This window comes from Variovorax sp. GW821-FHT09D04 (assembly GCF_059416405.1).
Genome location: NZ_JBWKPA010000006.1, coordinates 391,904 through 407,771, shown reverse-complemented (window position 1 = coordinate 407,771; position 15,868 = coordinate 391,904). Strand labels below are relative to the sequence as shown.

Annotated in this window: 14 protein-coding genes; 1 reads left to right on the top strand and 13 read right to left on the bottom strand. The window is 67.3% G+C overall.

Features of this window, described 5'->3' with window-relative positions:
* Positions 1-40: 40 nt before the first annotated feature.
* The 5 genes from AC07O4_RS20775 to AC07O4_RS20755 form a co-directional block, all read right to left on the bottom strand.
* Positions 41-868: an ATP-binding cassette domain-containing protein gene (locus AC07O4_RS20775; protein ID WP_495305517.1), complete on the bottom strand. Its 828-nt coding sequence runs from the start codon at positions 866-868 to the stop codon at positions 41-43.
* On the bottom strand, positions 865-1,857 hold the full coding sequence (locus AC07O4_RS20770; protein WP_070061677.1) for an ABC transporter ATP-binding protein: 993 nt from the start codon (positions 1,855-1,857) through the stop codon (positions 865-867). The genes AC07O4_RS20775 and AC07O4_RS20770 overlap by 4 nt, the downstream gene beginning before the upstream one ends.
* A 6-nt stretch (positions 1,858-1,863) precedes the next feature.
* Entirely contained in the window at positions 1,864-2,748 is an 885-nt protein-coding gene (locus AC07O4_RS20765; RefSeq protein ID WP_056573686.1) for an ABC transporter permease, read from the bottom strand.
* Complete coding sequence (locus tag AC07O4_RS20760; protein WP_095946736.1) at positions 2,745-3,695, bottom strand: ABC transporter permease; 951 nt, start codon at positions 3,693-3,695, stop codon at positions 2,745-2,747. Before AC07O4_RS20760 ends, AC07O4_RS20765 begins: the two co-directional genes overlap by 4 nt.
* A gap of 182 nt (positions 3,696-3,877) precedes the next feature.
* Complete coding sequence (locus AC07O4_RS20755) at positions 3,878-4,969, bottom strand: tartrate dehydrogenase (protein WP_070061680.1); 1,092 nt, start codon at positions 4,967-4,969, stop codon at positions 3,878-3,880.
* A 273-nt stretch (positions 4,970-5,242) separates the two neighbouring features.
* Here AC07O4_RS20755 and AC07O4_RS20750 point away from each other — a divergent pair, with 273 nt between their 5' ends.
* Positions 5,243-6,100: an aldo/keto reductase gene (locus AC07O4_RS20750; RefSeq protein WP_495305516.1), complete on the top strand. Its 858-nt coding sequence runs from the start codon at positions 5,243-5,245 to the stop codon at positions 6,098-6,100.
* Between the two features lie 23 nt (positions 6,101-6,123).
* Here the strand turns inward: AC07O4_RS20750 and AC07O4_RS20745 are convergent, their stop codons facing one another.
* The 8 genes from AC07O4_RS20745 to AC07O4_RS20710 form a co-directional block, all read right to left on the bottom strand.
* Complete coding sequence (locus AC07O4_RS20745; protein WP_070061682.1) at positions 6,124-7,614, bottom strand: nucleobase:cation symporter-2 family protein; 1,491 nt, start codon at positions 7,612-7,614, stop codon at positions 6,124-6,126.
* A 222-nt stretch (positions 7,615-7,836) separates the two neighbouring features.
* Complete coding sequence (locus AC07O4_RS20740; protein ID WP_495305515.1) at positions 7,837-8,598, bottom strand: GntR family transcriptional regulator; 762 nt, start codon at positions 8,596-8,598, stop codon at positions 7,837-7,839.
* Positions 8,599-8,612: 14 nt separating this feature from the next.
* Positions 8,613-9,350, bottom strand: a complete 738-nt coding sequence (locus AC07O4_RS20735) for an aspartate/glutamate racemase family protein (RefSeq protein WP_159274479.1) — start codon at positions 9,348-9,350, stop codon at positions 8,613-8,615.
* Positions 9,351-9,377: 27 nt separating this feature from the next.
* Positions 9,378-10,871 carry an NCS1 family nucleobase:cation symporter-1 gene (locus AC07O4_RS20730; protein WP_495305514.1) on the bottom strand — a complete coding sequence of 498 codons (1,494 nt, stop codon included), beginning with the start codon at positions 10,869-10,871 and terminating at the stop codon, positions 9,378-9,380.
* Between the two features lie 245 nt (positions 10,872-11,116).
* Positions 11,117-12,343: a M20 family metallopeptidase gene (locus AC07O4_RS20725; RefSeq protein ID WP_487850066.1), complete on the bottom strand. Its 1,227-nt coding sequence runs from the start codon at positions 12,341-12,343 to the stop codon at positions 11,117-11,119.
* A 23-nt stretch (positions 12,344-12,366) separates the two neighbouring features.
* Positions 12,367-14,154: a 2-oxo-4-hydroxy-4-carboxy-5-ureidoimidazoline decarboxylase gene (gene uraD, locus AC07O4_RS20720; protein WP_495305513.1), complete on the bottom strand. Its 1,788-nt coding sequence runs from the start codon at positions 14,152-14,154 to the stop codon at positions 12,367-12,369.
* A complete protein-coding gene (gene puuE, locus AC07O4_RS20715; RefSeq protein WP_062480836.1) occupies positions 14,151-15,113 on the bottom strand; it encodes an allantoinase PuuE in 963 nt (320 codons plus the stop codon). The genes uraD and puuE overlap by 4 nt, the downstream gene beginning before the upstream one ends.
* Before the next feature lie 8 nt (positions 15,114-15,121).
* Positions 15,122-15,796 carry a GntR family transcriptional regulator gene (locus AC07O4_RS20710; RefSeq protein ID WP_056574067.1) on the bottom strand — a complete coding sequence of 225 codons (675 nt, stop codon included), beginning with the start codon at positions 15,794-15,796 and terminating at the stop codon, positions 15,122-15,124.
* Positions 15,797-15,868 lie beyond the last annotated feature (72 nt).

The window sequence follows — 15,868 nt, the reverse complement described above, 5'->3', positions numbered from 1 at the left end:
CTGGAAGAAAAAAGAGGCTGCCGGTTCGACCCGTTCGGGCCTACCGCGATGGCGTGTGCAGCACGGCCGACAGCAAGGTGCGTGTATATGGGTGTTGCGCGTGGGCAAAAAGTTCGGCGGGCTGGCCGCGTTCCACGATCTGGCCCTTGAACACCACGCACACCTCGTCGCACAGGTGGTTGACCACCGCGAGGTCGTGGCTGATGAGCAGGTAGCTGATGCCGAACTGCTGCTGCAGGTCCTGCATGAGGTTGAGCACCTGGGCCTGCACGGACACGTCGAGCGCGCTCACGGGCTCGTCGGCCACGATGAGCTTGGGGCGCGTGATGAGCGCGCGTGCGATGGCGATGCGCTGGCGTTGGCCGCCGGAGAACTCGTGCGGGTACTTGTCGAGGTCGGTGGTGCGCAGGCCGACGGCCGCGAGCGCTTCGGCGGCGCGCTCGCGCTGCTCGGCGCGGCGCGTTTCGGCCAGCGCTTCGAGCGGCTCGGCGACGATGCGCGCCACGGTCTGGCGTGGGTCGAGCGAGCCATACGGGTCCTGGAACACCATCTGGAAGTCGCGCCGCGCGGTGCGCAGGTCGGCCTTCGAGAGCGCGTGCAGGTTGCGGCCTTCGAGCGCGACGCTGCCCGAGGTGGGCGTGTCCAGCGCCATCACGAGGCGCGCGATGGTGGACTTGCCCGAGCCCGATTCGCCGACGATGCCCACGCTCTTGCCGGCCTGCACGTCGAAGCTCACGCCGTTGAGCGCCTTCACGGTGGGCGGCGGGCCGAAGAGCTTTTCGCGCGGCAGGGCGTAGTGCCGCACGAGGTCGGTCACCTGCAGCAGCGGGGTGGGGGCAGAAGACGTCGAAGTCATCGGGGTGCTCATGCGGCGGCCAGCGTGGCGTGCGCGGCGACGGCGTCGAGGTGCAGGCAGCTCACCGCATGGCCGTTGGGTTGGCGCGCCACCGGCGGTTTCGTGGTGTGGCAGGCGTCGGTCGTGAAGTCGCAGCGGCCCGCGAAGCCGCAGCCGCGCGGAATGTCGACCAGCTCGGGCACGCTGCCGCGGATGGTGGGCAGCCGGCCCGCGCGCACGGCGCCGAGCGCGGGGCGCGCCGCGAACAGGCCGCGCGTGTAAGGGTGGGCGCGGTCGGCAAAGACCGTTTCGGTCGGGCCGCTTTCCACGGCGCTGCCGCCGTACATCACGAGCATGCGCTGCACGCTGCTGGCGATCACGCCGAGGTCGTGCGAGATGAGGATCAGCGCCATGCCCATTTCGGCGACCAGGCCCTGGATCAGGTCGAGCACCTGCTTCTGGATCGTCACGTCGAGCGCGGTGGTGGGCTCGTCGGCGATCAGCAGGTCGGGCCCGCAGGCCAGTGCCATCGCGATGCCGATGCGCTGGCGCTGTCCGCCCGAGAACTGGTGCGGGTAGGCATCGAGGCGCGAAGCGGCATCGGGAATGCCGACGCGGTCGAGCAGGTCGAGGGCTTCCTTGCGCGCCTGCGCCTTGGTGAGGCCGCGGTGCAGCATCAGCGGTTCGCCGACCTGGCGCGCGATGGTGTGCACGGGGTTCAGGGCCGTCATCGGCTCCTGGAAGATCATGCCGATGCGGTTGCCGCGCAGCTGGCACATTTGCTTTTCGGGCAGGCCGACGAGTTCCTGGCCGTCGAGCTTGATGCTGCCCGTGACCTTGGCGGTGGACGGCAGCAGGCCCATGAGCGACATCACGGTGATCGACTTGCCGCAGCCCGATTCGCCCACGATGCCCAGCGTTTCGCCGCGCTCCAGCGAAAAGGAAATGCCGCGCACGGCTTCGGCGGGGCCGCGTTGCGTCTGCAGGCCGATGTGGAGGTCGTTGACTTCGAGGAGGGGCATGGCGGTCTACCTTGCGCGGGCCAGGCGCGGATCGAGCAGGTCGCGCAGACCGTCGCCCAGCAGGTTCAGGCCGAGCACCGCGAAGGCGATGGCCATGCCCGGGAAGACGGCCAGCAGCGGTTGCTGGAACATGAGGGTCTGGGCTTCGCTGAGCATGCGGCCCCATGAGGGCTGGGGCGGCTGCGTGCCGAGGCCGAGGTACGACAGCGCAGCTTCGGCCAGGATCGCGATGGCGAAGCGGATCGTGATCTGCACGATCAGCACGGCCGAGATGTTCGGCAGCACGTGCTGCATCGTGATCGCGAAGCTGCCCTTGCCGCAGGCGCGCGCAGCGGCGACGTACTCCCGCGACCAGATCGCGTTGGCCGAGGCGCGCGTGATGCGCGCAAACGTCGGGATGTTGTAGATGCCGATCGCGATGATGGCGTTGACGATGCCGGCACCGAACACGGCGGTCATCATGATGGCCGAAAGGATGGCGGGGAAGGCGAGCGTGAAGTCCGACAGGCGCATCACCGCCTCTTCGACCCAGCCGCGTCTCGCAGCAGCGAGCAGGCCCAGCGCGGTGCCGACCACGAGGCCGATGCCCACGGCGATCACGCCCACGAGGATGGACGCACGTGCACCCACCAGCAGCAGCGAGGCCACGTCGCGCCCGAACGCATCGGTGCCGAGCCAGTGCGTGGCCGAAGGGCCCTGCATCTTGTTCGCCATGTCCATCGCGTAGGGCGACCAGGGCGTCCAGACGAAGGAGATCAGAGCCGCCAGCAACAGCAGCAGCGCGAACACGCCGCCGATGACGAAGCTGCGGTGCTTGACCGCGCGGCGCCAGAAGCCGGGCGCGAGGGGCGCGGAGGAAGCGGGCACGGAAGGGGAGAGGATGGCGCTCATATGTCGCTCGCCTTGATGCGCGGGTCGATCACGGCATAGAGCACGTCGACCACGAAGTTCACGATGACGACCATGGCCGCGAGCAGCATCACGCAGTTGCGCACCACGATCAGGTCGCGGTTGCTGATGGCCTGGAAGATCAGGCGGCCCAGGCCCGGCAGGTAGAACACGTTCTCCACCACGATGGTGCCGGCCAGCAGTTCGGAGAACTGCATGCCCATGACGGTGATGACCGGGATCATCGCGTTGCGCAGCACGTGGGTCCACAGCACCATGCGCTGCGACACGCCCTTGGCGCGCGCCGTGCGCACGAAGTCTTCGCGCATCACCTCGAGCACCGCCGAGCGTGTGATGCGAGCGAGGATCGCGGCCTGCACCACTGCGAGCGACAGCGCGGGCAGCAGCAGGGACTTGAGCCCCGCGAAGATGCCTTCACCCCAGCCCTCGAAGCCGCCGGCGGAGAACCACTGCAGCTGCACCGAGAACACGAGGATCAGCAGGATCGCGAACCAGAAGTTGGGAATGGCGATACCGACCTGGGCCATGCCCATGAGACCGACGTCGCCGAGCTTGTTGTGGCGTGCGGCGGCCGTCACGCCCACGAGCAGGGCGATGACGACGGTCAGGGCCATCGCCATCACGGCGAGCGGCACGGTGAGGGCCAGGCGCTCCAGGATCAGGTCGATGACGGGCGAGCTGTAGGCGTAGCTGTCGCCGAGGTTGCCGGTGAGCATGCCGCCGATCCAGTGCCAGTAGCGGGTCCACGCGGGCTGGTCCAGGCCGAGCTTGGTGGCCAGGGCGGCGACGGCATCGGGCGAGGCGTCGGGGCCCATGAGCATCTGCGCGGCATTGCCGGGGAGAATTTCGAGCACCAGGAACACGATGACGGACGCACCGATCAGCGTGCCGATGAGCGTCAAGGTGCGCTTGAGCAGGAACAGGCCCATGGTTCAGTGGCTCCGTTGTTTGTCGCTGTTCAGGGCGTGTGCCCAGGCCACCGGGTACTTCCCTCCGCGAATGTCCCCCGGCCTTCGGCCTCCTCCTTTATTTCGCTGCGGGAAGCACCCAGTGCCCTGGGCACCGGGACGCAGCGCGTTTTTTCCAACGCGACAAGGAAGGCCGGGAGGCGTCATGCCGAAGCGATGCACTCGGCAATCGCGCGGCCCACGTCCACCGTGTTGGCGGTGCCGCCCATGTCGCGCGTGCGCGGGCCTTCGCTGAGCACGGTCTCGATCGCCGAGAGCACTGCCGCCGAGGCCTGTGCGTACACGGGGTCGTTGTCGCCCAGGTGGTCGAGCATGAGCGCGGCCGACCAGATCTGGCCGATGGGGTTGGCGATGCCCTTGCCCGCGATGTCGGGCGCCGAGCCGTGCACGGGCTCGAAGAGCGACGGGAACTTGCGTTCGGGGTTCAGGTTGGCCGAGGGCGCGATGCCGATGGTGCCGGTGCAGGCCGGGCCCAGGTCGGAGAGGATGTCGCCGAACAGGTTGGAGGCCACGACCACGTCGAACCAGTCGGGGTGCTGCACGAAGTGCGCGCACAGGATGTCGATGTGGTACTTGCTGGTGGCCACGTCGGGGTAGCGCGTGGCGATCTCGGCCAGGCGCTCGTCCCAGTAGGGCATGGTGATCGAGATGCCGTTCGACTTGGTGGCGGCCACCAGGTTCTTGCGCTTGCGGCGGTTGGCGAGCTGGAAGGCGTAGTCGATGATGCGGTCGACACCCACGCGGGTGAACACGGCTTCCTGGATCGCCATCTCGCGCGGCGTGCCTTCGAACAGGCGCCCGCCCACCGAGGTGTATTCGCCTTCGGTGTTCTCGCGCACCACGAGGAAGTCGATGTCGCCGGGCTTGCGGTGCGCCAGCGGGCCGGGCACGCCGGGCATCAGGCGCACGGGGCGCAGGTTGACGTACTGGTCGAAGTCGCGGCGGATCTTGATGAGCAGGCCCCACACGGCGATGTGATCGGGCACCTTGGCCGGATCGCCCACGGCACCGAAGTAGATGGCGTCGTGGCCCTGGATCTTGTCGGCCCAGTCGGCCGGCATCATCAGGCCGGTGCGCACGTAGTGGTCGGAACCCCAGTCGAAATGGTCGTACGCGAAATCGATGCCGAAGCGCCGACTGACCGCGTCGAGCACGCGAAGGCCCTCGGGCATGACTTCGACGCCGATGCCGTCTCCGGGAATGACGGCAATCCTGTGCTTTTGCTTCTGCTGCATTGACTCAACCTGTTCCTGAACCGTTTCGATAAGAGCGCCGACGCTTGTGACACCGGGCCGTCAAAAAATTCTAGAAGCGGGTGAGGCGCGCGCGATGGGGGTTGGCACCCACCGGGCATTGACAAAAAGCGAAGGCCAAAACGCCAGAACACGGCGGAAGACAAGCAATTGATGGTCATCGAACTGACTTGAGCTTCGAAAAATTAGAAGGCACCGGGGGCGGAAAACCCGCACCCGGGCACCCGCCGCGAGGGCCTGCGTACCATCGTGCCCATGCGAACACTTCCACTCCCCACCGACGGCGAGATGCCGGTTCTCGGTCTCGGTACCTGGCGCATGGGCGAGGACGCCACCCGTCGCGCGGCCGAGGTGGCCGCGGTGCGCGAGGCCATCGGCCTGGGCTACCGCCTGATCGACACGGCCGAGATGTACGGCGAGGGCGGCGCCGAGACCGTGGTCGGCCAGGCCGTGGCCGAGGCGCTGCGCGCGGGCGATGTGCAGCGCGAAGACCTCTTCATCGTCAGCAAGGTCTACCCGCACAACGCCAGCCGCCGCGGCACGGGCCAGGCCTGCGAGCGCAGCCTGGCGCGGCTGGGGCTGGAGCGCATCGACCTGTACCTGCTGCACTGGCGTGGCAACCACCCGCTGGTGCACACGGTCGAGGCGATGCACGAACTGGTGGCGGCCGGCCGCATCGGTCATTGGGGCGTGAGCAACTTCGACACCGACGACATGCAGGAGCTGGCGCAGGTCATCGGCCAAGGCCCGGCCTGCGCGGCCAACCAGGTGTACCTGTCGCTCGGCGAGCGCGGCCCCGAGTTCGACCTGCTGCCCTGGCAGCGCGAGCGCGGCATGCCGCTGATGGCCTACAGCCCGATCGACCAGGGCGCGCTGGCGGGCGACGAGGCGTTGGGCCGGCTGGCGGCGGACCTCGGCGTGAGCGCCGCGCAACTGGCGCTGGCCGCGGTCATCGCGCGCCCGGGCGTGGCGGCGATTCCGAAGGCGGTGCGCAGCGCGCACCTGAAAGAAAACAGGGCCGCCGCCGAGCTGCAGCTCGATGCGACGACCCTGGCGGCGCTGGACCGGATCTATCCGGTGCCCAAGCGCAAGACGCCGTTGGCGATGATCTAGTCAGAGCACGTTCTGGCTTCGGCTCAGTGCGCGTCGGCGTGCTTGGCCGCCGCGATCACCGCCTCTTCGTCGTGCTTCGCACCGTTGAGGAACAGGTTCAGCAGCACGGCGGTGATCGACGCCAGCAGGATGCCCGACTCGATCAGCGAGTGGATCGAATGCGGCATCCACTGCTTGAAGTTGGGGGCGATCAGCGGAATCATGCCGACGCCGATGGCCACGGCGACGATCATGGCGTTGTGGCGGTTGGTCTTGAAGTCCACGCCCGACAGGATGCGGATGCCGGTGGCGGCCACCATGCCGAACATCACGAGGCCCGCGCCGCCGAGCACCACGGTGGGCAGCGACTCGACCAGCGCGGCCATCTTCGGCAGCAGGCCCAGCACGATCAGGATCACGCCGCCGGCCACGCAGACATAACGGCTCTTGATGCCGGTGACGGCCACCAGGCCCACGTTCTGCGAGAAGCTGGTGTACGGGAAGGTGTTGAAGATGCCGCCGATGAGCGTGCCCAGGCCGTCGGTGCGCAGGCCCTTGGCCAGGTCTTGCTGGCTGATCTTGCGGTCGGTCATTTCGCCCAGCGCGAGGAACATGCCGGTCGATTCGATCATCACGACGATCATGATGAGCGTCATCGTGAGGATCAGGATCGGGTCGAACAGCGGCATGCCGAAGTGGAAGGGCAGCACGACGTCGACCCAGGCGGCCTTGCCGACTTTTTCGTAGGTCATGAGGCCGGTGAGTGAGGCCACCACCGCGCCGATCACGATGCCCAGCAGCACCGAGATGTTGGCGATGAAGCCCTTGGCGTACTTCACGATGAGCAGGATCGACACCAGCACCAGCGCAGCCACGCCGAAGCCCGACAGATCGGCGTACTTGGGGTTGGGCACGGTGGGCATGATCGCGAAGCCCTTGGGCACCGCGGGGATCGAGCTGCCCGGCGAGGTGACCTCGGCCAGCCACTTGGCGTACACCGGGTCGACCAGCGCGGGCGCCGTCGGGCCCACGGGGTTGCCGAAGATCCAGTTGATGCCCACGCGCATCAGGCTGATGCCGATGACCGCGATGATCGTGCCCGTCACCACCGGCGGGAAGAACCGCAGCATGCGACTCACCAAGGGCGCGATCAGTATCGATATCACCCCCGCGCCGATGATGGCGCCGAACAGCAGCTGCGCCCCGTTCTGCCCGGGGTTGGCGTTGGCGATGGCGACCATGGGCGCCACCGAGGCGAAGGTCACGCCCATCATCACGGGCAGCTTGATGCCGAACCACTGCGTGGCGCCCAGCGCCTGGATCAGCGTGGCGATGCCGCAGCAGAACAGGTCGGCCGAGATCAGCAGCGCGACCTCGTCGGGCGAGAGCTTGAGCGCACGGCCCACGATGAGCGGCACCGCGACGGCGCCCGCATACATCACGAGCACGTGCTGCAGGCCGAGGGCCGCGAGCTTGCCCGAAGGCAGGCGCTGGTCCACGGGATGGACATTGCTGGAAAGGGAATCTGCCGTCATCGTTGTCTCCTGGCGCGGCGAGGGGAACGGAGCAGTGATGCGCGTCGCAGAGCCGTCGCGCACACCAGTTGTGTACGCGAAACTGTATACAATTTATGCGGCAATCCGGATTCAGGTAAACCCGAATCCGGCGAAGAAGCGCTGTAGGAGGTGCGCGCCGGGGCATCCGGCGTTTCGGCCGGCTCTCAGGTGTTGGGAGTGGGGTGCGTCAGCGACGCAGGTTCAGGCCAGCAGCGCCTTGACCAGGTCGAGCTGGCGATCAGGCTTCTCGGTGCCCAGTTCGAGGCTGGCCTCGATCCGTTCGAGGTGCTCGATCATGCAGGTCACGGCCGCTTCCACGTCGCCCTTGCGGCACAGGCGCAGGAAGTCGGAATGCTCGTCGGACGAGCAGTGCGGGTCGTTCGACGAGTGATAGAGCATCGCGATCAGCGAGCTGCGCGCCACCAGTTCGCGCACCATCTCGGCCAGCGTGTGGTTGCCGGTGGCTTCGGCCAGCGCCACGTGAAAGTCGCCCAGCAGTTTCTCGCGCACCGTGCCCATGGTGGTGCTCTGGCGCAGCGCGGTGCGCTCGAACTTGATGTGCTGCTCGAGCGTCTGATAGTCGCGCGGCCGCGCGTTGGCGATGAACAGGCGCACCACCTCGCGCTCGAGGATGCGGCGCACCGCGAACACCTCGCGCGCCTCGTCCACCGTGGGCTGGCAGACGAAGGCGCCCTTGTCGGGAATCATCTCGATGAGCTTGTCCTTCGACAGCATCAAGAGCGCCGCGCGCACCTTGGTGCGGCTCACCGAGTAGACGCGGCCCAGCGCCTCTTCGCGCAGCCAGGTGCCCGGCGGCAGGCGCTTCTCGACGATCGCGGTGGCGATGTCGTTGGCGATGCTCTCGATGGAACTGTTCTTGTCGGCCGGCGCCGCGCCGTTCTCGGCCGGTGCGGCAACGGGGGCGGCGGAAGGGACGGAGGGTTTGGAACTGGCGCGGGGCATCCGTCGATTGTGGCTCAGCGCGTGAGGGTGAAGCCTTCGAGCGCGCCGATCATCGGCTTGGGCAAGGGCCTTGCCAGCTCGCCGCGCTTGCTGGTGCGCAGCTTCAGCGCCACCAGCGATTCGATGAGCTTGGTGCCCGCGGCCACGCCGTCGATCACCGGCACGCCGAGCACCTGCTCGATGTGCGCGCACAGGTCGGTCATGCCGGCGCAGCCGAGCACGATGCAGTCGGCACCGTCTTCTTCGAGCGCGCGCCGGCATTCGTCGACGATGCGCTCGCGGGCGTTGGAGCCCGGCTCTTCCAGCTCGAGCACCGGCAGCTCGCAGGCGCGCACGTTGGCGCAGAAGCGCTCCATGCCGTAGATCTCGGCCAGGTGCCAGGCCTGGCCCATGGTGCGGCCCAGCGTGGTCACCACGCTGAAGCGGCTGCCGATCATGCTGGCCAGGTGCATCGCGGCCTCGGCGATGCCGACCACCGGGCCGCGCGCCAGCTCGCGTGCGGCTTTGAGGCCCGGGTCGCCGAAGCAGGCGATCACGTAGCCGTCGATGCCGTCGCGCTCGCCTGCCGCGATCTCCTGCAGCAACCCCGGCACAGCCAGCGCCTCGTCGTAGTGGCTCTCGATGGAGACCGGCCCCATGGCCGGGCTCACGGCCACGATCTCGGTGCCGGCGTGCGCCACCGCGCGGGCGCAGGCACCGATCTTCTCGGTCATGCTCCAGGTGGTGTTGGGGTTGATGATCTTGATGCGCACGGCGCGGTCCCTTCTTCGGTCAGTTTTTCAAGTCTTGTTGTTGCGGTTCAAGAGCACGTAGAGCACGAAGCCCAGGCCCATGCCGATGAACCACGCATAGTTGGCGGCGCCGCGCAGCGTCGGCACCATCACGCACAGGATGGGCACGAGGGCCGAGGGCACCAGCGCCTGGATCGCCTTCGGGTTGTAGCCGCCGCTGTACCAGTACTTGCCCTGCTTGCTCATGGTGTAGAGCGAGTCGACGTCGATCTGCTGCTTGCGCACGATGTAGTAGTCGGCAATCAGGATGCCGAACAGCGGCCCGATGAACGAGCCCAGCACGTCGAGCGTGTAGTGAATGACCTCGGGGCTGTTGTAAAGGTTCCAGGGCGTGAGAAACACCGAGCCCACGGCGGCGATCATGCCGCCCGTGCGCCAGCTGATGTGCTGCGGCGCCACGTTCGAGAAGTCGAAGGCCGGCGACACGAAGTTGGCCACGATGTTGATGCCGATGGTCGCGATCATGAAGGTCAGCGCGCCCAGCACGACGGCCGTGGTGCTGTCGATCTTGCCCACGGTGTGCACCGGGTCGGTGATCAGTTCACCAAAAACGGGCAACGTGGCCGCCGTGGTGATCACGGTGAGCAGCGAGAAGAACACGAAGTTGACCGGCAGGCCCCAGAAGTTGCCCTTCTTCACCGCGTCGAAGCTCTTGCCGTAGCGCGAGAAGTCGCCGAAGTTGAGCATCGGGCCGCTGAAGTAGCTCACCACCAGCGCGATGGCCGAGAGCATCACCGGCAGCGCGTCCCAGCCCTGGAACTTGATGCCGCCCAGGTTCAGGTCGATGTTGCTCCAGCCGGCCTTCCACACCAGCCAGCCGCACAGCACGGCCATCACCACGTACACCGCCGGGCCGGCCCAGTCGATGAACTTGCGGATCGCTTCCATGCCGTGCCAGAACACGAAGGCCTGCAGCACCCACATGACCATGAACGCCACCCAGCCCAGGGCCGAGAGGCCGACGAAGCCGTACTGCGCCACGTCGGCGTACGGCGCCAGGCCCGGCGCCATGTGCAGCGCCAGCACCATGAAGGCGGCTGAGGCCAGGTAGGTCTGCACGCCGTACCAGGCCACCGCGATCAGTCCGCGGATGATGGCCGGGATGTTGGCGCCCAGCACGCCGAACGAGGCGCGGCACACCACGGGGTAGGGCACGCCCGTCACCTGGCTGGGCTTGGCCACCAGGTTGCAGAAGATCTGCACGATCACGATGCCCACCAGCAGCGCGACCAGCACCTGCCAGCTCGACAGGCCCAGCGCGAACAGGCTGCCGGCCGTGATGTAGCCGCCCACGCTGTGCACGTCGGACATCCAGAACGCAAAGATGTTGTATTGCCCCCAGGTCTGCTTCTTCAGCGGGGCAAGGTCCTCGTTGGTCAGGCGCGGGTCGTAGCCCGGCTTGATGAGGGCATTCGATTCCGCGTGCGGCGCGATGCCGGCTTCGCTGGCCCCGGCGGGGGCATGGCTGGCGACTGTGCTCATGGTCTTTCCTCGTACTTGGTTGGGATGAGGGACTTTTTGACGCAAATTTCGCGCCGTCTTTATGGGTGCGTTATTTGTATACAAAAATTGAACCCAATCAAGACCATGGGGGGAATCATATATCCGTAGATTCCCTGATGCGGAAGGGCTGGGGCAAAGAAAAAGCGCCATGCCCCGCGAGGGACATGGCGCCTTGGAGGGGCCGGGGCGGGGTGGGGCTTACTGCGCCGCCACCTTCTGCGCGTTCAGGCCAGCAGGTCGCTCAGCGTGCGCGCCACCACCTTGGTCGCGCGGCGCAGGTCTTCGAGCACCACGCGCTCGTCGCTGCGCTTGGCGTGCGATTCGAGCACGGTGCGCGGGCCGGCGCCGTAGATCACGCCCGGAATGCCGGCTTCGACGTACAGGCGCACGTCGGTGTACAGCGGCGTGCCCATGGCCTTGATGGGCTCGCCGAACAGCTCGCCGCCGTGCTTCTGGATTGCGTCGACCAGCGGCTTGTTGCCGGCCAGCGGCTTCATCGAGTTGGCGAGCAGCATGCGCTTGATCTCGACCGTGATGCCCGCGCTTTCGGCGGCGGCATCGGCGATCACCTGGCGGATGTTGGCTTCGACCTCGACCGGGTTCTCTTCGGGGATCATGCGGCGGTCGAGCTTGAACACGACCTTGCCGGGCACGACGTTGGTGTTGGTGCCGCCCTCGATGCGGCCCACGTTCAGGTACGGGTGCGTGATGCCCTCGACCTTCGACGTGACCTTCTGGTAGAGCGTGTTCTGCGCATACAGCGCGTTCAGGATCTTGGTGGCGCCCTGCAGCGCGTCGATGCCGGTGGTGGGCACGGCGGCGTGGGCCATCTTGCCGTGCACGGTCACTTCCATCTGCAGGCAGCCGTTGTGCGCGGTGACCACTTCGTAGCTGAAGCCGGCCGCGATCATGAGGTCGGGCTTGGTCAGGCCCTTCTCGAGCAGCCAGCCCGGGCCGAGGATGCCGCCGAACTCTTCGTCGTAGGTGAAGTGCAGCTCGATGCTGCCCTGGGTGGGCTTGGCCACGGCCTCGAGTGCGCGCAGCGCGAAGGTGAAGCTGGCGAAGTCGCTCTTGCTGACGGCGGCGGCGCGGCCGTACAGGCTGCCGTCGACGATCTCGCCGCCGTAGGGGTCGTGCGTCCAGCCTTCGCCGGGCGGCACCACGTCGCCGTGGGCGTTGAGCGCCACGGTGCGCCCGCCGTTGCCGTACTTGCGGCGCACGATCAGGTTGGTGATCGATTCGAGGCCGTAGTCCTTCACGTCCTGCGCGGGCACGGCGTGCTTCTCGGCGTCGAGGCCGAAGTCTTTCAGCAGCTCGGCGGTGCGCTCGGCGTGCGGCGCGTTGTTGCCGGGCGGCGTGTCGGTGGGCACCTGCACCAGTTGCTGCAGGAATTGCACTTCCTCGTCGAAGTGGGCGTCGATCCAGGCGTCGAGTTTGGCGTAGTCGGTCATGGTGGTTGTTCTTGTGGGGTCGGTCAGTGGGCTTGTTCGGCGGCGAGGTTGTCCAGCAGGAGCTGGAAGGCCTGCACGGCGAGCTGGATGTCGTCGTTGGTGCTCGACTCGAGCGGGTTGTGGCTGATGCCCGAGTTGATGCCACGCACGAAGAGCATGGCCTGCGGCATCACCTCGTGCAGCTTCATTGCGTCGTGGCCGGCGCCGCTGGGCATGCGGAAGAGCGGAATGCCCAGCGCATCGACGGCCTGCTCCCAGCGCTGCTGCCAGGCGGGTTCGCTCGGTGCGGCGGCGGCGCGCATGGTTTCTTCGAGCTCGTAGCGCACGCCGCGGCGTTCGCAGATGTCCTTCAGCGCGGCGACCACGTCGTTGGCCAGCGCGTCGCGCTGTGCGTTGTTGGGCGCGCGCAGGTCGAGGCTGAACTTGCAGCGGCCGGGCACGACGTTGATCGAGCCGCTGGGCACTTCGAGCATGCCGACGGTGCCGACCGAGTCGCCGTCTTTGGCGGCACGCTGCTCGGTGTAGAGGATGAGTTCGGCCACGGCGGCGGCGGCGTCGCGGCGGCGGTCCATGGGCGTGGTGCCGGCGTGGCTGGCCATGCCGATGACTTCGCCCACGTAGCGCACGCTACCGTTGATGGAGGTGACGATGCCCAGCGGCAGGTCGAGCTCGGTGAGCACGGGGCCCTGTTCGATGTGCACCTCGACGAAACCGAGGTAGCGCGCGGGGTCGCGCTGGATCTTCGGAATGTCTTCTTCCTTCAGGCCGGCATGCTGCATGGCCTCGCGCATGGTGATGCCGTCGGCATCTTTCTGGTCGAGCCAGCGCTGGTCGAAGTGGCCGATGAGCGCGCCCGAGCCGAGGAAGGTGGCCTTGTAGCGCTGGCCTTCTTCTTCGGCGAAGCCGACGACCTCGAAGGCGAAGGGCAGGCGGCGGTTCTGGCGCTTGAGTTCGCGCACGCAGGCCATGGGCACGAAGATGCCCAGGCGGCCGTCGTACTTGCCGCCGTTGCGCACGGTGTCGTAGTGCGAGCCGGTGAGCAGGGTCTTGGCGTCGGGCGTGGCGCCTTCGTAGCGGCCGACCACGTTGCCCACGGCATCGATGTGCACGGAGTCGAAGCCGCAGTCACGCATCCAGCCCGAGATGTCCGCGGCGCAGGCGCGGTGCGCGTCGGTCAGGTAGGTGACGGTGAGCTGGCCCTTCTCGGCATAGCCCGGGTCGGTGTGCACCGACAGCTGCTCCTGCCAATCCCACACGTCGTTGCCGAGCGTGATGTCGGCGCCGAACTTGTCGTTCAGGCGGATCTCGGCGATGCGGTGGATGTTGCGCAGCGCCTCGCCGAGCTCGAAGCTCGGGTGGTTGTGCAGCCGGCGCGCGAAGGTCTCGATGATCTCGCGCTTGGCGAGACCCGTGCCGCGCGGGCCGCGCACCGCCAGGATGAAGGGGAAGCCGAACTTCGCGTTGTAGTCGGCGTTGAGCTTCTGGATCTGCGCGAACTCTTCGGGCGTGCAGTCGGTCAGGCCGGCCTTGTTCTGCTCGTTGGTCGACTCGGCGGTGAGCGTCTTGCTGACCATGGCCTTGCCGGCGAGCTCGGGGTGGGCGCGGATCAGGCCGATCTGCTCGTCGGCCGACGACGCGGCCAACGCCTGCACCAGCGCGTGCTTCAGATGCGCGAGCGAGCGGAAGGGGCGCTGCGCCAGCGCGCGTTGCGCGATCCAGGGCGAGTGTTCGTACACGCCGTCGAGCATGGCGACGGCAGCGGCCGGCCCCGCGGCGTTGAGTTGGGCAAGGGTGAGGAGAGGGGTGCTCATGATGCGGCTCCGGCTTCGAAGGGGTGTGCCTGCTTCCAGTGGCGTGCGATGTCGACGCGGCGGCAGACCCAGACCTTGTCGTGCGTGGCGATGTGATCGAGAAAGCGCTGCAGCGCCGTGATGCGGCCGGGCCGGCCGAGCAGGCGGCAGTGCATGCCGATGCTCATCATCTTGGGGCTGTCGTCGCCGTTGGGGTCGCCTTCGGCGTACAGCGCGTCGAAGGTGTCCTTCATGTACTGGAAGAACGGGTCGGCGTGCGAGTAGCCCTGCGGCAGCGCAAAGCGCATGTCGTTGCAGTCGAGCGTGTAGGGGACGATGAGTTGGGGCACGACGCTGCCGTCGGTCTTTTGCACCTTCATCCAGAAGGGCAGGTCGTCGCCGTAGTAGTCGCTGTCGTACTCGAAGCCGCCGTAGTCGGCCACGAGGCGACGCGTGCGCGGGCTGTCGCGGCCGGTGTACCAGCCGAGCGCGCGCTCGCCGGTGAGCTTTTCGATCGCTTCCATGCCCAGGCGCATGTGCTCGCGCTCGGTGGCTTCATCGAGGTTCTGGTAATGAATCCAGCGCCAGCCGTGGCAGGCGATCTCGTGGCCGAGTTCCTTGAAGGCGGCGGTGAGTTCGGGGTAGCGCTGCAGCGCCATGCCCACGCCGAACACGGTGAGCGGCAGGCCGCGCTTTTCGAACTCGCGCAGGATGCGCCACACGCCGGCGCGCGAGCCGTACTCGTAGATGCCTTCCATGCTGATGTGCCGGTCGGGGAAGCTCGCCGGGTTGAACATCTCGGAAAGGAACTGCTCCGAGCCCGCGTCGCCGTGCAGCGTGGCGTTCTCGCCGCCTTCTTCGTAGTTGAGGACGAACTGCACCGCCACGCGCGCACCGCCGGGCCAGCGGGCGTGGGGCGGGTTGCGGCCGTAGCCGATCAGGTCGCGCGGGTAGGGCAGGGTGGTGTCGTAGACGGTCATGGTGTGGATCAGGACAGCGCGAGGGAGATGTCGTTGGTGGGAACCTTGCGGTCGAAGGTGAGGTTGGCCTCGACGTGTTCCAGGTGCTCGGTCATGAGGCGCACGGCGAGTTCCTCGTCGCGCGCGGCCAGCGCCTTCACGATGTCGGCGTGCTCGTCGTTGGAGTGCTCGGCGGCGCTGGTGCTCTGGTACATGAGCGTGATGAGGGCGCAGCGCGAGATCAGCTCGCCCAATATTTGCGCCAGCACCTGGTTGCCCATGAGCTCGGCCATGCGCACGTGGAAGTCGCCCAAGAGCTCGGTGCGGCCCGACACGTCTTCGCCGCCGACGGCCGATTTCTCGAGCGCCACGTGCTCCTTGAGCGCCTTGATCTTGGCGGGCGTGACGCTGCGCACGAAGGCGCGCGTCATTTCGGCCTCGAGCATGCGGCGCACGGCGAACACCTGCTTGGCCTCGTCGACGGCGGGTGCGGCCACGAAGGCGCCGCGCGCCGGCTCGAGCCGGATCAGCTTGTTCTGCGAGAGCTGGAACAGCGCCTGGCGCACCAAGGTGCGCGACACGCCGAAGTGGTCGGCCAGCTTCTGCTCGGCGAGCTTGGTGCCGGGCTGAAGGCGGTGCTCGACGATGGCCTTCGTGAGGGCATCGACGATCGAACGGGTAGTGGAGGACTCCATGTTTTTCATGATAGACCCAAAGCCGGTAACTGTATACACTTTTGTCCACCGGAATTTCCCGCACCCGATCTCACCGATCCG

What these genes read in the sequence shown, in the direction of transcription:
- AC07O4_RS20775 (WP_495305517.1), bottom strand. Translation starts at nt 868, where the DNA reads ATGAGCACCCCGATGACTTCGACGTCTTCTGCCCCCACCCCGCTGCTG.
- AC07O4_RS20770 (WP_070061677.1), bottom strand. Translation starts at nt 1,857, where the DNA reads ATGCCCCTCCTCGAAGTCAACGACCTCCACATCGGCCTGCAGACGCAA.
- AC07O4_RS20765 (WP_056573686.1), bottom strand. Translation starts at nt 2,748, where the DNA reads ATGAGCGCCATCCTCTCCCCTTCCGTGCCCGCTTCCTCCGCGCCCCTC.
- AC07O4_RS20760 (WP_095946736.1), bottom strand. Translation starts at nt 3,695, where the DNA reads ATGGGCCTGTTCCTGCTCAAGCGCACCTTGACGCTCATCGGCACGCTG.
- AC07O4_RS20755 (WP_070061680.1), bottom strand. Translation starts at nt 4,969, where the DNA reads ATGCAGCAGAAGCAAAAGCACAGGATTGCCGTCATTCCCGGAGACGGC.
- AC07O4_RS20750 (WP_495305516.1), top strand. Translation starts at nt 5,243, where the DNA reads ATGCGAACACTTCCACTCCCCACCGACGGCGAGATGCCGGTTCTCGGT.
- AC07O4_RS20745 (WP_070061682.1), bottom strand. Translation starts at nt 7,614, where the DNA reads ATGACGGCAGATTCCCTTTCCAGCAATGTCCATCCCGTGGACCAGCGC.
- AC07O4_RS20740 (WP_495305515.1), bottom strand. Translation starts at nt 8,598, where the DNA reads ATGCCCCGCGCCAGTTCCAAACCCTCCGTCCCTTCCGCCGCCCCCGTT.
- AC07O4_RS20730 (WP_495305514.1), bottom strand. Translation starts at nt 10,871, where the DNA reads ATGAGCACAGTCGCCAGCCATGCCCCCGCCGGGGCCAGCGAAGCCGGC.
- AC07O4_RS20725 (WP_487850066.1), bottom strand. Translation starts at nt 12,343, where the DNA reads ATGACCGACTACGCCAAACTCGACGCCTGGATCGACGCCCACTTCGAC.
- uraD (WP_495305513.1), bottom strand. Translation starts at nt 14,154, where the DNA reads ATGAGCACCCCTCTCCTCACCCTTGCCCAACTCAACGCCGCGGGGCCG.
- puuE (WP_062480836.1), bottom strand. Translation starts at nt 15,113, where the DNA reads ATGACCGTCTACGACACCACCCTGCCCTACCCGCGCGACCTGATCGGC.
- AC07O4_RS20710 (WP_056574067.1), bottom strand. Translation starts at nt 15,796, where the DNA reads ATGAAAAACATGGAGTCCTCCACTACCCGTTCGATCGTCGATGCCCTC.